A 15,753-nucleotide genomic window follows, 5' to 3' on the forward strand; every position below is an offset into this window, starting at 1 on the left:
CAAGGGCCGCTTCCCCAACCTCCTCTCCCCGCCGAGCGACGACATCTGCTACGCCACGCAGAACCGGCAGACCGCGGTCAAGCAGATGGGCGCCGCCGCCGACCTGGTGATCGTCGTCGGCTCCAAGAACTCCTCGAACTCCGTCCGCCTGGTCGAGGTCGCCCTCGGCGCCGGCGCGAAGGACGCCCACCTGGTGGACTACGCCGACGAGATCGACGAGGCGTGGCTGGAAGGCGTCTCCACGGTCGGCGTGACCTCGGGCGCCTCGGTCCCCGAGATCCTCGTCGAGGGCGTCCTGGACTGGCTCGCCGAGCGCGGCTACGCCGACGTCGAGACGGTCACCGCCGCCCAGGAGAGCATCACGTTCTCGCTGCCGAAGGAGCTGCGCCGCGACCTGCGCGCGGAGGCGGCGGAGCTGACCGGCGGCGAGTCCGCGTAGCGCCTGACGCCCGCAGGGGCTTGATGCCCGCAGGGGTTTGAAGTGCGCAGGGGTTTGACGCCTGCGCCCATGGCCACCACGCCGTAGCGTGGTGGCCATGAACGTATTCGGCGTGGACATCGGCGGATCGGGCATCAAGGGCGCGCCGGTCGACCTGGCCGGGGGCGGCCTCACCGAGGAGCGCTTCAAGGTGCTCACCCCGCGCCCGGCCACCCCGGACGCGGTCGCGGAGTGCGTCCGGCAGGTCGTGGCGCACTTCGGCGCGCCGGCCGGGCCCGTCGGGGTGACGTTCCCCGGCGTGGTCGTCGGCGGCACCACCCGGACGGCCGCCAATGTCGACAAGGGCTGGGTCGGCCGGGACGCCGCCTCGCTGCTCGGCGAGCGGCTCGGCACCCCGGTCACGGTGATCAACGACGCGGACGCGGCCGGGCTGGCGGAGATGACCCATGGCGCGGGACGGGGCCGCAAGGGCACCGTGATCGTGCTGACCTTCGGCACCGGCATCGGCAGCGCCGTCTTCTCCGGCGGCAAGCTCGTGCCCAACACCGAGCTGGGCCATCTGGAGCTGCAGGGCCACGACGCGGAGACCCGCGCCTCGACCCGGGCGAAGGAGGAGGAGGGCCTGAAGTGGCACCACTGGGCCCGCCGCGTGGAGCGCTACCTCGCCCACGTGGAGATGCTGTTCTCGCCCGAGCTGTTCATCGTCGGGGGCGGAGTGAGCCGCAAGGCGGCCAAGTTCCTGCCGCTGATCGAGGGCGTCAGCGCCGAGATCGTCCCTGCCGAGCTGGAGAACGACGCGGGGATCGTGGGGGCCTCGATGGCCGCTGCCGCTGCAGCCGGCGCACCCGTGCCCGTCTCCGTCGCCTGACCAGGACGATCCGGCGGGTGAGCGCGACGAGCGCGGTCAGCAGCGTGCCCGCGTAGAGCCAGCCCGCGTTCAGCGACAGCAGGGTGACCAGGCCCATGATCCTGCTGCCCGCCCCGTCCCCGCCCGCGCCGGCGGCCAGCGGCACCGCGCCCACCGCGAAGGCGATGGGCGCGCTGACCGGCGCGGTGGCCAGGTCGGACGGGCGCACCCACAGGGCGCACACGGTGCCCGCCAGCAGGAAGAGGGTCCCGTAGAAGGCGGAGGAGGCGCCCGTCACGGAGTCCAGCCAGCCGGCGCCGAGCATCCACAGGGTGGTCAGCAGGCCGCTGCCGAGCCCGGTGAGCCGCGGAGCCGGAAGTCGCCCCATGCCCCGCAGGCGCGGGCCGGACGGCTCTCCGCCGGGCCGGTGGGGGGAGCCGGCCTGCCCCCGGCCCACCGGGGCCGCGGGCCGCGGCACGGGAGGGACGCGGCGGGCCTTGCCCTGGGGCGTGCGCGTGCTGGGTTGCTCCACCCGACCAAATTAGGTCGGCGGGCGGGAGGAATCAGGCGCGGGACACGCGGTTTGAGCCACCTTGGCCGTGCGTTCGACTGATAGTCCGCACGGGGCCGCCCGCCGGGGTGGACCCGTAGACTGGATGACCGGCCCGGCAGTGGGCCATGGCCGGCCCGCCTCCGGGCCGCGGACCCTTTGGAACCTACGGGAAGTCGCCACGTGTCGCTCACGATCGGAATCGTCGGTCTGCCCAATGTCGGCAAGTCGACCCTGTTCAACGCCCTGACCAAGAACGACGTGCTGGCGGCCAACTACCCGTTCGCCACCATCGAGCCCAACGTGGGTGTCGTCGGCGTTCCCGACGCCCGGCTGCAGAAGCTGGCGGAGATCTTCGGCTCGCAGAAGATCCTGCCCGCCACGGTCGACTTCGTCGACATCGCGGGCATCGTCCGCGGCGCCTCCGAGGGCGAGGGCCTGGGCAACAAGTTCCTCGCGAACATCCGTGAGTCCGACGCGATCTGCCAGGTCATTCGCGCCTTCAAGGACGAGAACGTCGTCCACGTCGACGGCAAGGTCTCGCCCAAGGACGACATCGAGACGATCAACACCGAGCTGATCCTCGCCGACCTCCAGACCATCGAGAAGGTCCTGCCGCGGCTGCAGAAGGAGTCGCGGATCAAGAAGGACGTGGCGCCGAAGGTCGCCGCGGTCGAGGCCGCCAAGGCCCTCCTGGAGGAGGGCACGACCCTCTTCTCCGCCGGCATCGTCCAGGGCTCGGAGAAGGCGGAGCTCCTGCACGACCTCCACCTGCTCACCACCAAGCCCTTCCTCTACGTCTTCAACGTCGACGAGGACGAGCTGACCGACGAGGGCTTCAAGGACGAGCAGCGCGCCCTGGTCGCCCCGGCCGAGGCCATCTTCCTCAACGCCAAGCTGGAGGCCGACCTGGCCGAGCTGGACGAGGAGGACGCCATGGAGCTCCTGCAGTCCGTCGGCGCCGAGGAGCCGGGCCTGGCCACCCTCGCCCGCGTCGGCTTCGACACCCTGGGCCTGCAGACCTACCTGACGGCCGGCCCCAAGGAGACCCGCGCCTGGACGATCAAGAAGGGCGCCACGGCCCCCGAGGCGGCCGGCGTCATCCACACCGACTTCCAGAAGGGCTTCATCAAGGCCGAGGTCATCTCCTTCGACGACCTGGTGGAGACGGGCTCCGTGGCCGAGGCCCGCGCGGCCGGCAAGGCCCGCATGGAGGGCAAGGAGTACGTGATGGCGGACGGCGACGTCGTCGAGTTCAGGTTCAATGTCTGATCTGTCCTGATTCACCGCTTTCCCGAAGAGGGTCGACCTGAAGGTCGGCCCTTTTTCGTCGGGATCTTTGGTCACGGAGCGTGTTTGCGGCGCGGGGTCTGGGTATGCATCGCCCGGTGCATATTTGCGGATGTGCCCGGGGGTCGTGCTCGGCGCATGTGCGGGTGTGACCATCAACTAAGCGTCCCTGAGCTGCAATTCACTACATCTAGTGAATGCATGGCCTTGAGTTGCGGATCGCAACAATGGGTTGCCAAGCTGTTGCGGACTGTCAACCTGTTGGGAGTGGCCGTGGCCTTCGGTGACCAGCCCGCGTACCTTCGAGTGGCCGGCGATCTGCGTCAGAAGATCGTCGCCGGCGAGTTGCCTCCGCATACCCGGCTGCCCTCTCAGGCGCGCATCCGCGAGCAGTACGGCGTCTCGGACACCGTGGCCCTGGAGGCCCGCAAGGTGCTGATGGCGGAGGGCCTGGTGGAGGGCCGGTCCGGTTCCGGCACGTATGTGCGCGAGCAGCCCGTGCCGCGCACCCTCGTCCGCACGGGGTACCGCCCGGCCGGCGAGTCGACGCCCTTCCGTCAGGAGCAGGCGGACAGCCGCGTCAAGGGCACCTGGGAGTCGCGCAGCGAGCAGGTCCCGGCGGATGCCGCCGTGGCCCGCCGCCTGCGCATCGCCACCGGCGACCGCACGATGCGCACCGACTACGTCTTCCGGGCGCAGGGGGAGCCCGTCATGCTCTCCACCTCCTGGGAGCCCCTGTCCGTCACCGGGCGCACGCCGGTGATGCTCCCCGAGGAGGGCCCGCTGGCCGGCCGCGGCGTGGTCGAGCGCATGGCCGCCATCGACCTCATCGTGGACAACGTCGCCGAGGAGGTCAGCGCCAGACCCGGGCTCGCCGAAGAGGTCCTCGCCCTGGGCGGGGTCCCCGGCCACTGCGTCGTCGTCGTCACGCGCACCTTCTTCGCGGGCGGCTGCCCCGTCGAGACGGCCGAGATCGTCGTCCTGGCCGACCGCTACCGCGTCGCGTACCACCTGCCGGTGAAGTAGCCGTGACGTACGGACGGCGCCGGCGTGAACTCCCCGCTGCGGCGCCGTCCTCCGGCTCTCCGGCCCGCCCCCGCCCTCTCTTTACTCGCGGGTAAGAACTGTATGGTATGTCCCCCTTTAACCCGGTTACTCCGGGTCAATTTTTCTGTTGCAAAACTCACATACGCCCAGGTCAGGGGCTTATCGCGGAATCCGGCCCGGCAAATCGCTCGTACGATGGCGCGGTTTGTGTCCTGCCGTGGGGGAGTAGAGAGAAAAGGAGATCCGGGGCTTGAGTACCGAACAGGGTTCCCACTCGAATTACCGCCGGACCCTGGGCACGACGGCCCTGACGGCCGTCGGTCTCGGGTCGATCATCGGCTCCGGCTGGCTTTTCGGCGCCGAGCGCGCCGCCGTACTGGCCGGGCCGGCTGCCATCTTCGCCTGGGTCATCGGCGCCGTCGTGGCGCTGACCATCGCCCTCACCTACACCGAGCTCGGCTCGATGTTCCCGAAGGCCGGCGGCATGGTGCGCTACGGCCAGTACTCGCACGGCTCGCTGGCCGGCTACATGGCGGCCTGGGCCAACTGGATCGCGATCGTCTCCGTGATCCCCGGTGAGGCGACCGCCTCGATCCAGTACATGAGCTCCTGGAAGTTCGACTGGGCGGGCAAGCTCTTCGACGGCAAGGAGCTCACGGGCACCGGCATCGCCGCCGCCAGCGTCCTGGTCGTCTTCTACTTCTTCCTGAACTGGTTCGCGATCACTCTGTTCGCCAAGACGAACAACGCGATCACCGTGTTCAAGGTCGTGGTGCCGGCGCTGACCGCGGGTGCGCTGATCTTCGCGCACTTCGACACCAGCAACATCGGCTCCGCCCACGGCGGCTTCGCCCCCAACGGCTGGAGCGCCGTCTTCAGCGCCGTCGCCGTCGCGGGCATCGTCTGGGCCTTCAACGGCTTCCAGTCGCCGCTGAACATGGCCGCCGAGGCCCGTAACCCCGGCAAGTCGCTGCCGAAGGCAGTCGTCGGCTCCATCCTCATCGCGCTGGTCATCTACATCGCGCTGCAGGTCGCCTTCCTGATGGCCGTCCCGACCGCGGACCTCTCCGGCGGCTGGAACGCCCTGGCCTACAAGTCGCCGCTGGCCGACCTCTCCATCACCTGGGGCCTGAACTGGCTCGCGCTGCTGCTCTACGCGGACGCCTTCATCTCCCCGTCCGGCACCGGCATGATCTACGCGGCCACCACCTCGCGCATGATCAACGGCGTCCAGGAGAACGGCCACCTGCCGAAGGTCTTCGGCAAGGTCGACCCCAAGACCGGCGTGCCGAAGCCGGCCCTGCTGCTCAACCTGGTGATCTCCTTCGTCTTCCTGGCCGTCTTCCGCGGCTGGGGCTCGATCGCCGAGATCGTCGGTGTCGCCACGGTCATCTCGTACATCACCGGCCCCGTCGCCGTGATGTCGCTGCGCCGCATCGCCCCCGACATGAAGCGTCCGGTCAAGCTCAAGGCCATGCCGGTCATCGCCCCCATCGCGATGATCTTCGGCTCCCTGGTCATGTACTGGGCCCGCTGGCCGCTGACGGGCAAGGTCATCTTCATCATGGCCATCGGCCTGCCGATCTGGGCCTGGTACGAGCTGCGCAAGCCGTGGGCCGAGCTCAAGCCGCACCTGAAGGCCGGCGCCTGGATGGTCACCTACCTGCTCGTCATGGCCTTCGTCTCGTGGGCCGGCGGCTCCGAGTTCGGCGGCAAGGGCTACCTGGCCCAGGGCTGGGACATCGTGGTCGTCATCATGATCGCGCTCGTCTTCTACGCCTGGGGCGTGCGCAGCGCCTGGCGCAACCCGACCCTCGTGGCGACCGAGAAGGAGCTGGCCGCCGCGGAGGCCGCCGAGGCCGCCGCCGGCTCCGGCGACACGGACGGGCGCTCCGAGCCCTCGATGGCCAAGTCGTAGAACGTCAGACCTCACATGCCGCGCAGGGGCGGCCGAGGGCCCGCAAGGGCTCCCGGCCGCCCCTGCGCGCATCTGCGCCCCGGGGGAGCGGTGGCCGAATGCGTGCCTCTTCGTAAAAAACCGTATCCGCTGCGTAAAGGTCGGGCGTACGCTCGGGCATATGCGTACTGCGGTTTCTCCGGGTAAAGCCAAGGGGTGTGCGCCGGCGCTCATGGCGGCGGAAGGGCAGGGGCGATGACAGACAGCGGACCGGTCCTGCCGTGGCTGGTGATCCGCCAGGACGAGAACGGCAACCGCTACCGCGTGGGGCGCTACGCCACCAGGACCGAGGCCGAGAAGGTCGTCGGCCGGCTGGACGGCGGCGGCGACCGCCGCCGGCTCTACATAGTCGAACGCATGGGGCGCGCCGTCTCCTGAGACGGCCGGGCCCGGCGGGATCCGCAATCCCGGGACGGACGGCGGGGTCCGCATCCCGGGACGGACGGCGGGGTCCGGCGGGATCCGCAGAGACAGCCGAGCCCGGCGGAATCCGCACGCGCCCGGCCCCGTCCGCCGGGAGCGCCGTACGCTGGGCGCCCATGACGACCGAACGACGCGTGGTGGTGGGAGCGGCCCTGCTCCACGAGGGCAGACTGCTCGCCGCGAGGCGGAGCGCCCCGCCCGAGCTCGCCGGCCGCTGGGAGCTGCCCGGCGGCAAGCTGGAGCCCGGAGAGAGCGCCGAGGAGGCCCTCGTCCGGGAGCTGCGCGAGGAGCTCGGCGTGGAGGCCGAGCCGCTGGAGCGCATCGAGGGCGAGTGGCCGCTGCGCCCGCCCTACGTGCTGCACGTGTGGACGGCCCGGCTGCTCGCGGGCGAGGCGCGCCCCCTCCAGGACCACGACGAGCTGCGCTGGCTCGCCCCCGGTCAGCTGGACGACGTGGACTGGCTCGATCAGGACCGTCCCGCGGTGGCGCTCGCGGCGGGGCTGCTGCAGCGCCCGCGAGCGTGAGCGGGTACGGGTACGGGCGCGCGCGGAGGCATGAGCGGGACGGGCGCACGGAGGCGTGAGCGGGGTGGATCCGTACGGGCCCCGCTCACTTTTCTACGCCATCTGCCGCACGAGTGACGACCTCGGACCACCGAAGAAGGCCGTGAAGAAGGTAGTCGCTACCGCATACCGGGTATGTGCTGATTATTCACCCTGAACCGGGTAAACCCGGCGGGTCCGCAGCGGTCTCGGAAAGCGTTCTGGGAAGTGGTCGGTGTGAACGACAGCGCAGGGACCTTGGCGTCGACGCCCGGCTTCGCCGAATGGAGCTTCCCTGCCGAGCCCGGAGCCGTGCGGACGGCCCGCACCCTCGTCCGCGACACCCTGCACGACTGGGGCATGGACGGCGTCACCGACGTGACGGTCCTGCTGGTCAGCGAGCTCGTCACCAACTCCCTGCGGTACGCGAGCGGACCGATCGGAGTACGGATGTACTCCCACGCGGGCCCCACCCTTCTGGTGGAGGTCTCCGACCCGCTCCCCGACCCGCCCCGCGAGCGCGCGGCCGAGCCCGACGACGAGGGCGGACGCGGATTGCAACTCGTGGCATGCGCCTCCCGCCGCTGGGGAACCCGACGGGGCAACACAGGGAAGACCGTGTGGTTCGAGCTGAGCTTGCCCGGCCCTTGACGCGGGGATGACTCAGAGCGGGATGAGACCGTGCTGTGATCGTGAAGTCCGTGTTCCGAAGGGCCCCTGTGCTGGATACTCGGGCTTCTGATGCCGGTGCGAGCACATGAGCCGGAGGGGACGGGCACGTGAGCGAAAAGCCAGCGAGTGCGGCGGGTGGTGCGGCGCAGGGATCGCGCGCCACGCAGATGTGGCAGAACAACCCGCCCGGATCCCTCTACGACTACATCCGCGTCGCCTCCTTCTCCCTCGGACCCGACGGGCGGATCGAGCAGTGGAGCGAGCGCGCGGCCGAGCTCTTCGGGATAACGGCCCGGCACGCCGTCGGCAAGGACCCGCTCGAAGTGCTGGCCCCGGCCGGCGCGCACGGAGGCTCCGTACCGGCCGCCCCTTTCCTCGGCGAAGGCGGCCTCGACGGGCGCGAATGGACGGGCCTGATCCCGTATCAGCGGGGCGGCGGGCACGGTGGCCGTGACGGTGGATCAGGCCGCGGGGCGGTGGAAGGCCGGCCCGGGCGGCCCGGCCGGGGCGGCGCACCCGGGGAGTCCGGTCAGTGCGAGCGGTCCGAGCAGCCCGATCCGTACGAGCAGACCGGGCTCGCCGAGATCTACGTGATGCCCACGCAGAACGAGCGCGGGGAGCGCGCCGCGCTCTGCGTCGCCGTCGACGTCCGGGCGCTGCGCGGCATAGAGACCGACATCGCGGCCTCCGAAGCCGTTTTCGGCCAATCTCCGCTGGGATTCTTCTTCTTCGGGACCGACCTCACGCTGCTGCGCGTCAACGAGAGCTTCGCGCAGACCTTCGGCCGCCCCGCCGACTGGCACCGCGGCCGCACCCCGCACGACTTCCTGCCCCGCAGCGAGGCCGACCGCCTCACCGCCGCCCTGCGCCAAGTCCTCGACAGCGGAAAGCCGGTGTCGGACATCCAGCTCGTCGGCCCCGTCCCCGGGCACAGCGAGCGCCGCCGCTGGTCGGTCTCGCTCTACCGGCTGCACAGCGGCAGCGGGCGGCCCATCGGCGTCGCCGCGCTCGCCACCGACGTCACCGGCCGGCGCCGCGCCGAGCGCGAGGCCGCCGGCGTCCGCCGCAACCTGGCCCTGCTCAACGAGGCCGGCGCGCGCATCGGCAACTCCCTGGACCTGGAGACCACCGCCCGCGAGCTGCTGGACGTCGCCGTCCCCCAGTTCTGCGACCTCGCCTCCGTCGACCTCTACCAGGGCCTCCTCGCCGGCGACGAGGCCCCGCCCGGGCTCGCCGACGGCAGCGCCGAGCTGCGGCGCGTCGCGTACGCCAGCGCGGTCTCCGGTGCGCCCGTGGGCGCCGGCGAGAAGCCCATCCAGGTCGGCGAGGTCCACCGCTATCCCTTCCACTCGCCGTGCGCCGCGGCGCTGCGCACCGCGCACGTGCAGGTCATCCCGCGGCAGGACGGCGAGGACGGGCCGGAGCTCGGCGCCGTCGTGCAGTCCACGCTCGCCGTGCCGATGGTCGCCCGCGACACGGTGGTGGGGCTCGCCCAGTTCTCGCGCACGAAGGGCAGCGAGCCGTTCGGCGAGCGGGACACCGCCCTCGCCGTCGAGCTGGCCGCCCGCGCGGCCGTCTGCATCGACAACGCCCGGCTCTACCGGCGCGAGCACGAGCGCGCCGTCATCCTCCAGCGCAGCCTGCTGCCCCCCGGCGACCCCGAGGCCGCCGGGCTGGAGATCGCCTGCCGCTATCTGCCCGCCAACGCCGCCACCGAGGTCGGCGGCGACTGGTTCGACGTCATCGAACTGCCCGGGCACCGCACGGCCCTCGTCGTCGGCGACGTCATGGGCCGCGGCCTGCGCGCGGCGGTCGCCATGGGCGAGCTCCGCACCGCCGTCCGCACCCTCGCCATGCTCGACCTCGAACCCGCCGAGGTCCTCTCGGCCCTCGACGAGATCGCCCACGGCCTCGGCCGCCCCGGCGGCAAGCAGTCCTCGACGCGCGGCGTACGGGGCGGGGTGCGGGCCGCCGACCTCTCCGAGGTCTACCTCGCCACCTGCGTCTACGCCGTCTACGACCCGGTCACCCGGCGCTGCACCATCGCCAACGCCGGCCACCTGCCGCCCGTCCTCGTCGAGGCCGGCCGCCCCGCCGAGCTGCTCGACGTCCAGCCCGGCATGCCGCTCGGCGTGGGCGGGGAGCTCTTCGAGGAGACGGTCATCGACCTCCCGGACGGTGCCCTCCTGGCCCTCTATACGGACGGCCTGGTCGAATCCCGCGACCACGCCCTGGACGAGGGCCTGGAGGCCTTCCGTGAGGCCCTCACGGGCCCCTTCCGCCCCCTGGAGGAGGTCTGCGAGCACGTCCTCGGTGCGCTCGACACCCACCACGGCGAGGACGACATCGCCCTCCTGATGGCCCGCCTGCGCGGCCTGCCCGCCGAGCACGTGGGCGACTGGACGCTGCCCGCCGAGCCCCGCTCGGTCGCCCGCGCCCGCGAACTGGCCCGGGAACAGCTCCCGCAGTGGGGCCTGGAGAGCCTCGTCGACACCACCGAGCTCCTGGTCAGCGAGCTGGTCACCAACGCCCTCCGCTACGGCGAGGGCGAGATCCGGCTGCGGCTGCTCCTGGACCGGACCCTGGTCTGCGAGGTCTGGGACGGCGGCCTCGTCCAGCCGCGCCGCCGCCGCGCCCGCGACACCGACGAGGGCGGCCGCGGCCTGCAGCTCGTGGGCCTGCTGAGCGCGGCCTGGGGCAGCCGCCGGACGCCTCACGGCAAGACGGTGTGGTTCGAGCTGGCCCTGCCGGACGGGGACTTCCCGGCACCGGATGCGGTGGAGGCGTTGCTGAGCCTGTACTGACGTGAGCTTGTACTGACGTGAGCCTGTACGGGGAGCTCGCGTATAGGATCCGCGCTGGCTGACAAATGATCAGATGGGGGAACGGCCGCCGTGGTGGACGAGAACAAGAAGACGATCCTGGGCTTCTTCGAGGCGGTCAGTGACCGCCGGCTGGAGGACCTTCCGCGGTTCATGGCGCACGACGTCGTGGACCACAACAAGATCATCCATGGTGAGGCCGACGAGCCGGGGTCCGCGTTCGAGGGCCTGCGCATGCAGGTGGCGGCGTTCGACCCGCTCACCGTGCGCGTGGACGAGCTGATCGGCGAGGGTGACAGGGTGGTCGCCCGGGTGACCCAGCAGGGCGTCCACGGCGGCTCGCATCCCCGCATGCCCGAGCCGACCGGCCGGAGCTTCGAGAACGAGGCGATCTGGGTCTTCACTCTGGCCGAGGGCAAGATCTCCGAGATCAGGGCGGTCAGCGACCGCCTGGGCCTGTTCCTCCAGCTCGGCTGGGACTGGCCGCAGGCCGGCTAGCCCCGGCCGTACGTGGTGTGATGGCGCCGTGAGCCGCCCCCGTACCGCCGCCGAAGACAGCAACCGCCGCATGCTGCGGGCCCGGGACGCGATGGACCGCGCGTACGCGCAGCCGCTGGACGTCCCGGCCCTGGCCCGGATCGCCCACGTCTCGGAGGCGCACTTCACCCGCACCTTCCGGGCCGTGTTCGGCGAGACGCCGCACCGCTACCTGCAGCGCCGCCGCGTCGAACGTGCGATGGCCCTGCTGCGGGAGACCGGCCGCAGCGTCACGGACATCTGCTTCGAGGTCGGCTTCGGCAGCCCGGGAACCTTCAGCCGTACGTTCCGGGACATCGTCGGGCAGTCGCCCCGGGAGTACCGCAAGCAGGCCATGGCCCAGCCCGTGCCCACGTGCTTCGCCATGGCCTGGACACGGCCCGGGGCCGGGGCCGGCAGGAGCTGAGCAGTTTTGGATAAGTTTTCCTGACGGCGGCCGAATACGGTTGTGCACATGTTCAACGCCATCACGCACTCGCAGATATACGTCCTCGACCAGGACGAGGCCCTCGACTTCTACGTCGGCAAGCTCGGCCTTGAGGTCGCCGCCGACATTCCCTTGGGCTTCATGCGCTGGCTGACAGTCAGTGTCCCCGGCGAGCAGGGCCGCCAGATCCTGCTGGAGGAGCCGGGCGGCCCGATGATGTCCGAGGAGACGGCCGGGCAGGTCCGCGACCTGGTCACCAAGGGCGCGATGGCCGGCTGGCTCATCTTCACCACGGCGGACTGCCACAAGACCTACGAGGAACTGCTCGCCAAGGGCGTCGAGTTCACCGAACCCCCGACCGAGCGCCCGTACGGAATCGACTGCGGCCTGCGCGACCCCTTCGGCAACCGCATCCGCTTCACCCAGCCGCGGGTGTAGAAACGCTGCGCCGGTGAACCGTTGCGCCGTGAGTACGGCCCGCCCGCCCCGGGATTCCCAGGGCGGGCCGTTTTGCGGTATCCGGCTAGCGGGTCGGAGGCGGGGAAGGCGGATCACTTGCTTTGAGCGTGGCCGACTGGCGGTGGGGTGGTGGGTGCAGGTCACGACAGGCTGGCAGCAGGGGGAGGGGTGGGGGGCTCGGGTCCGGTTTGGGATTGCCTGGGGTGGGTGGGTGGTTGGCCGCCGTACTCCTGCCGTCGCGGATGCGGGTGCGTGAGGAGATCGCGCCCATAGGTTGTGGCTGAGGGGGAGCTGGCTGCTGCCGCGATGGGGTGCCTGCCGTCGTGGGCGCTTCGCTCAGTTCCTCGCCATTGTGGCTGAGCGGGCGGCTGTCCGTGGGTGGGGGCTGGTGGGGTGGGGCGGAGCTGGTGGGCCTGTTGAGGTGCGCGGCGGGCAGTTAAGCCCCGTTTTCCACCTGCATGAGGGCCAGGCCGGTTGATAGTGGTGCTGAGAAGGGCGAACAAGCGGCCAGAGGGCAGTTGGGGCCCCGATATCCACCCCTACGACGCTCAGGCCGGTTGATTACCGTGCCGAGAAGGGCGAGCAGGCCACCAGAGGTAGTTGAGGCCCCGCTATCCACCCCCAGGACCCTCCGGCCGGTGGATTTCCGTGCCCAGAACGGCCCACCAGCCGCCAGCCCCTTCCCATCCGCACCCGCCCGCTCAGCCACAGTGGCGGGTTACTGAGCGAAGCGCCCACGACGGGCCCCGCCACATCGCGGCAGCAGCCAGCTCCCCCTCAGCCACAACCCCCGCGCAAGGTCTCCTCACGCTTCCGCATCCGTGACGGCGCGAGTACGGCGGCCAACACCCCACCCACCCCAGACAAAAGCAACCGAACCCGCACCCCCCACCCCTCCCCCTGCTGCCAGCCTGTTCTGACCCGCGCCCGGCCCACGGATCCGCACCCAAACCCAGGCAGTTCACTCGGCGTCGAGTTGGTGATCTGCCCAGACGTAGCTTTCGGGGAGCAAGTCCGTGATGGGGAGCGTTCGTGCGCGGTCGTTCTTGCCGACGATGACTTTGAGGGTGGGGAAGTAGTCCAGGAGGACCTGGCGGCAGCGGCCGCAGGGCGGGATGACGCCTCGTTCGCGGTCGCCCACGGCGACGATCGTGTCCAGTTCGTAGGCGCCCTGGGCGGCTGCCGTGCCGAGGAGGACCAGCTCGGCGCAGGGGCCGCCGGTGAAGTGGTACGCGTTCACCGCGGTGACGATCCGGCCGTCCCGGGCCCGGGCTGCGGCTGCCACCGTGTGGTTGTCGCCCCGGCAGCGCGTGCGCGCGACATGCGCTGCTGCCTGGATGAGCTCGTGGTCGACCTGGTGGGCCTGCGTGGTCATCTTCTCCGCCTTCGCTTTCGTCCGGGTGCGAGGCGACGTTGGCCCGCATGACGAAGACGCGCAAGCGAATATCGGCGGCGCGCACACTCACCCCACCCCCCCCCCGGGCCCCCGCCCCCGCTCACCCCCGTACGAACCCGATGTCCTGGTAGCGCGGCGTGGCCAGGCCGAAGGCGCCGGCGTTGGCGACTGTTTTGCGGACGGCCACGAGCTGGGGGCGCTGGTAGAGGGGGATCGAGCCGGCCAGGGACCAGATGCGGGCGTCCGCGCGGCTCGCCAGGTCGCGGGAGGCCTCCGCATCGAGTTCAGTGGAGGCCTGGTCGAAGAGCTGGTCGATGCGGTCGGTGCCGACCCGGGTGTAGTTCTGCTCCACCACCAGGGAGCCGTCCGCGGCCGGCTGGGGCTTGGCGTAGAGGGGGCGGGCGTCGGTGGCGGGGTAGGCGGTGGCGGGCCACGAGTAGAGGGCGAGGTCGTAGCTGCCGGCGGCGACGTGGTCCTTGAAGAAGCCGGCGTCGCCGACCTTCGTCACCTCGGTGCCGATGCCGACCGCGTCGAGGCGGCGGGCGATGCGGTCGGCCACGGACCGCAGGGAGTCGGTGCCGGAGCTCACCGGCACCACGAAGCGGAGGGTGAGCTTCTTGCCGTTCTTGATGCGGACCGGGGCGGCGGCCGCCCGGTTGCCGTCGTCGGCGGGCTTGCCGTCGGGGCCGGTGACCCCGTCCCGGCCGTCGTCGGTGGCCTCTTCCATCCCTTCCGCCTCGTCCCCGGCGGTCTCGCCCGAGGGGTCCGGGCCCGCCTCGGGGCCCGGCCGCAGGCCCAGGGCCCGGCCGCGCACGCCGGTCCGCCCGTCCGCGTCCCCCGCGCCGGCCGCCGTCTTCCGGCTGCCGCCGCCCTGGCCCTGTTCCCAGCCGGCCTCGGCGAGGAGGGCCTGGGCGGCCTTGGGGTCGGGGCCGCCGATGGCGTCGCTGTTGTCCTCGTAGCCGTCCTGGCCGGCGAGGAACAGGTGGCTGCCGAGCGGCTCCGTGGGCAGGCCCAGCGGGCCGAGGACGGACTTGGCGATGGCGCGGCGGTCGATGGCCCGGGCGACGGCCCGGCGCACGCGTTCGTCGGCGAGCGGGCCGCTCGCGCCGTTCAGGGCGAGCTGGGTGTACGCGGGCTCCAGGGACTTGCGGACGACGATGCCGCGCAGCGCGGGCGCGGGAGCCGCCGCGGCCGGCGGCTTGTCGCCCTTGTCCTGCTTCGCTGCCTTGTCCACGGCCTTGTTCGCGGCCTTGATGCGGCCGGCGTCGGCGGCCCCCACGTCGGCGACGTCGAGCTTGCCGGCCGCCAGGGCGCCGGCCCGCTCGGCGCGCGGCAGCGCCCGGAGCACGAGGCGGTCCAGCTTCGCTCGGTCGCCCCACCACTTGGGGTCGCGGGCGAGGGTCAGGGTGCCCTGCTCGGTGTCGCGGGAGGCGACGCGGAAGGGGCCCGCGGAGAGCTTGAGCTCGTTGCGGGCCCCGTCGTTGAAGCCGTCGGCGCTGCCCATGACGGCCTTCGGGTAGAGCGGGGTGAAGAGCGCGGGCCAGTCGGCGGAGCTGCGGGCGAAGGTGACCTTGACCTCGTGCTCGTCCGCGCCGCGCTCGACCCGGTCGATCCGGTCGTAGCCGGCGTTGTGGGCCGGCCAGTAGGCGCTGTCCTTGCCGCGCAGGGCCTTCCACTGGGCCTCGAAGTCGGCGGCGGACAGCGCCTTGCCGTTGCTCCAGACGGCCTTCGGGTTGAGCTTGTAGACCACGACCTGGTGCGGCTCGCGCTGGACGACCTCGGCGGAGCGCAGGTAGTCGGCGTTGCGCTGCGGGCGGCCGCGCCCGTCCGTGGTGAACAGGGCGGGCAGGACGGCCCCGGCGACCCGCTGCGTGGCGGCGTCCGCGTCCGTCTGGAAGGTGTTGAGGGTGCTGGGCAGGGTGTCGACGGCCCAGGTGAGGGTGCCGCCGTCGGTGACCTTGGTGCGCGGGGCGGCCCCGATGTCCTGCGGCGTCACGGTGCCGCCGTCGTCGTGGTCGGCGCCGCACCCGCCGAGGAGGGGCAGTGGGAGCAGGAGCCCGGCGGCCAGCAGGGCGGCACGGCGGCGCGTACGGGACCGCGTGGGAGTGAGAGGGGCCATGGGTGCTACCTCCGCCGGACTCTTTCGGCGTAATGCGCCGCTGATCGCATCTACTGACCACCACTGAATGCGACAGTCGGTCCGGCCGCGCGCCGACACGGCGCCGCCCGGGTGTACGCCACCCGCGTGGACGAACGATTCCGCGGCCCCCTAGGCGGGTGGACAAGCCCGCCGCCCCTCGTGCACGAACGTTTCTGCAACTCTCCGGCGCGCGCCGCGCCCGTTC

The 15,753-nt window shown here is 71.7% G+C and carries 14 protein-coding genes and 1 pseudogene; 12 read left to right on the forward strand and 3 right to left on the reverse strand.

All coding sequences use genetic code 11. The features are described from left to right. Positions 1 to 439: pseudogene (locus tag ACFZCD_RS30905) on the forward strand (4-hydroxy-3-methylbut-2-enyl diphosphate reductase); the annotation flags it as partial. Positions 440 to 536: 97 nt separating this feature from the next. After that, on the forward strand, positions 537 to 1,307 hold the full coding sequence (gene ppgK, locus ACFZCD_RS30910) for a polyphosphate--glucose phosphotransferase (protein ID WP_391836363.1): 771 nt from the start codon (positions 537 to 539) through the stop codon (positions 1,305 to 1,307). Here ppgK and ACFZCD_RS30915 read toward each other — a convergent pair. Then, on the reverse strand, positions 1,198 to 1,818 hold the full coding sequence (locus ACFZCD_RS30915) for a DUF6542 domain-containing protein (RefSeq protein ID WP_391836364.1): 621 nt from the start codon (positions 1,816 to 1,818) through the stop codon (positions 1,198 to 1,200). The two genes, ppgK and ACFZCD_RS30915, sit on opposite strands and share 110 nt — an antisense overlap. A gap of 201 nt (positions 1,819 to 2,019) precedes the next feature. On the opposite strand from ACFZCD_RS30915, the gene ychF reads away from it, so the two are divergent. The 10 genes from ychF to ACFZCD_RS30965 all read left to right on the forward strand — a co-directional run bounded on the left by ychF (position 2,020) and on the right by ACFZCD_RS30965 (position 11,991). Then, on the forward strand, positions 2,020 to 3,108 hold the full coding sequence (ychF, locus tag ACFZCD_RS30920) for a redox-regulated ATPase YchF (RefSeq protein WP_391836365.1): 1,089 nt from the start codon (positions 2,020 to 2,022) through the stop codon (positions 3,106 to 3,108). A 291-nt stretch (positions 3,109 to 3,399) separates the two neighbouring features. Further along, entirely contained in the window at positions 3,400 to 4,152 is a 753-nt protein-coding gene (locus ACFZCD_RS30925) for a GntR family transcriptional regulator (protein ID WP_391836366.1), read from the forward strand. A 271-nt stretch (positions 4,153 to 4,423) separates the two neighbouring features. Continuing rightward, on the forward strand, positions 4,424 to 6,091 hold the full coding sequence (locus ACFZCD_RS30930; protein ID WP_391836367.1) for an APC family permease: 1,668 nt from the start codon (positions 4,424 to 4,426) through the stop codon (positions 6,089 to 6,091). A 234-nt stretch (positions 6,092 to 6,325) separates the two neighbouring features. Next, complete coding sequence (locus ACFZCD_RS30935; RefSeq protein WP_391836368.1) at positions 6,326 to 6,508, forward strand: SPOR domain-containing protein; 183 nt, start codon at positions 6,326 to 6,328, stop codon at positions 6,506 to 6,508. Positions 6,509 to 6,669: 161 nt separating this feature from the next. Continuing rightward, the gene (locus tag ACFZCD_RS30940; RefSeq protein WP_391836369.1) at positions 6,670 to 7,077 is read left to right on the forward strand and encodes a (deoxy)nucleoside triphosphate pyrophosphohydrolase; all 408 of its coding nucleotides are present in this window, start codon (positions 6,670 to 6,672) and stop codon (positions 7,075 to 7,077) included. Positions 7,078 to 7,323: 246 nt separating this feature from the next. Further along, complete coding sequence (locus tag ACFZCD_RS30945) at positions 7,324 to 7,746, forward strand: ATP-binding protein (protein WP_391836370.1); 423 nt, start codon at positions 7,324 to 7,326, stop codon at positions 7,744 to 7,746. Between the two features lie 188 nt (positions 7,747 to 7,934). Beyond that, positions 7,935 to 10,571: a SpoIIE family protein phosphatase gene (locus tag ACFZCD_RS30950; RefSeq protein ID WP_391836450.1), complete on the forward strand. Its 2,637-nt coding sequence runs from the start codon at positions 7,935 to 7,937 to the stop codon at positions 10,569 to 10,571. Positions 10,572 to 10,661: 90 nt separating this feature from the next. After that, positions 10,662 to 11,087, forward strand: coding sequence for an ester cyclase (locus ACFZCD_RS30955; RefSeq protein WP_391836371.1), 426 nt, complete (start codon positions 10,662 to 10,664; stop codon positions 11,085 to 11,087). 70 nt (positions 11,088 to 11,157) lie between these two features. Next, positions 11,158 to 11,532 (forward strand): helix-turn-helix domain-containing protein, encoded by a 375-nt coding sequence (locus ACFZCD_RS30960; RefSeq protein ID WP_391836451.1) that lies wholly within the window; start codon positions 11,158 to 11,160, stop codon positions 11,530 to 11,532. 48 nt (positions 11,533 to 11,580) lie between these two features. Beyond that, on the forward strand, positions 11,581 to 11,991 hold the full coding sequence (locus tag ACFZCD_RS30965) for a VOC family protein (protein WP_391836372.1): 411 nt from the start codon (positions 11,581 to 11,583) through the stop codon (positions 11,989 to 11,991). A 982-nt stretch (positions 11,992 to 12,973) separates the two neighbouring features. Here ACFZCD_RS30965 and ACFZCD_RS30970 read toward each other — a convergent pair. Both ACFZCD_RS30970 and ACFZCD_RS30975 read right to left on the reverse strand, forming a co-directional pair. Further along, a complete protein-coding gene (locus ACFZCD_RS30970; protein ID WP_391836373.1) occupies positions 12,974 to 13,387 on the reverse strand; it encodes a cytidine deaminase in 414 nt (137 codons plus the stop codon). A 121-nt stretch (positions 13,388 to 13,508) separates the two neighbouring features. Beyond that, complete coding sequence (locus ACFZCD_RS30975) at positions 13,509 to 15,527, reverse strand: ABC transporter substrate-binding protein (RefSeq protein ID WP_391836374.1); 2,019 nt, start codon at positions 15,525 to 15,527, stop codon at positions 13,509 to 13,511. Positions 15,528 to 15,753 lie beyond the last annotated feature (226 nt).

Origin of the sequence: Streptomyces sp. NPDC008001 (genome assembly GCF_042958085.1) — a bacterium.
GTDB lineage: Bacteria > Actinomycetota > Actinomycetes > Streptomycetales > Streptomycetaceae > Streptomyces.

Bases quoted from the DNA above. Each gene is read 5' to 3' on its own strand.
- ppgK (WP_391836363.1), top strand. From the start codon at position 537: ATGAACGTATTCGGCGTGGACATCGGCGGATCGGGCATCAAGGGCGCG.
- ACFZCD_RS30935 (WP_391836368.1), top strand. From the start codon at position 6,326: ATGACAGACAGCGGACCGGTCCTGCCGTGGCTGGTGATCCGCCAGGAC.
- ACFZCD_RS30940 (WP_391836369.1), top strand. From the start codon at position 6,670: ATGACGACCGAACGACGCGTGGTGGTGGGAGCGGCCCTGCTCCACGAG.
- ACFZCD_RS30950 (WP_391836450.1), top strand. From the start codon at position 7,935: ATGTGGCAGAACAACCCGCCCGGATCCCTCTACGACTACATCCGCGTC.
- ACFZCD_RS30960 (WP_391836451.1), top strand. From the start codon at position 11,158: ATGCTGCGGGCCCGGGACGCGATGGACCGCGCGTACGCGCAGCCGCTG.
- ACFZCD_RS30965 (WP_391836372.1), top strand. From the start codon at position 11,581: ATGTTCAACGCCATCACGCACTCGCAGATATACGTCCTCGACCAGGAC.
- ACFZCD_RS30970 (WP_391836373.1), bottom strand. From the start codon at position 13,387: ATGACCACGCAGGCCCACCAGGTCGACCACGAGCTCATCCAGGCAGCA.
- ACFZCD_RS30975 (WP_391836374.1), bottom strand. From the start codon at position 15,527: ATGGCCCCTCTCACTCCCACGCGGTCCCGTACGCGCCGCCGTGCCGCC.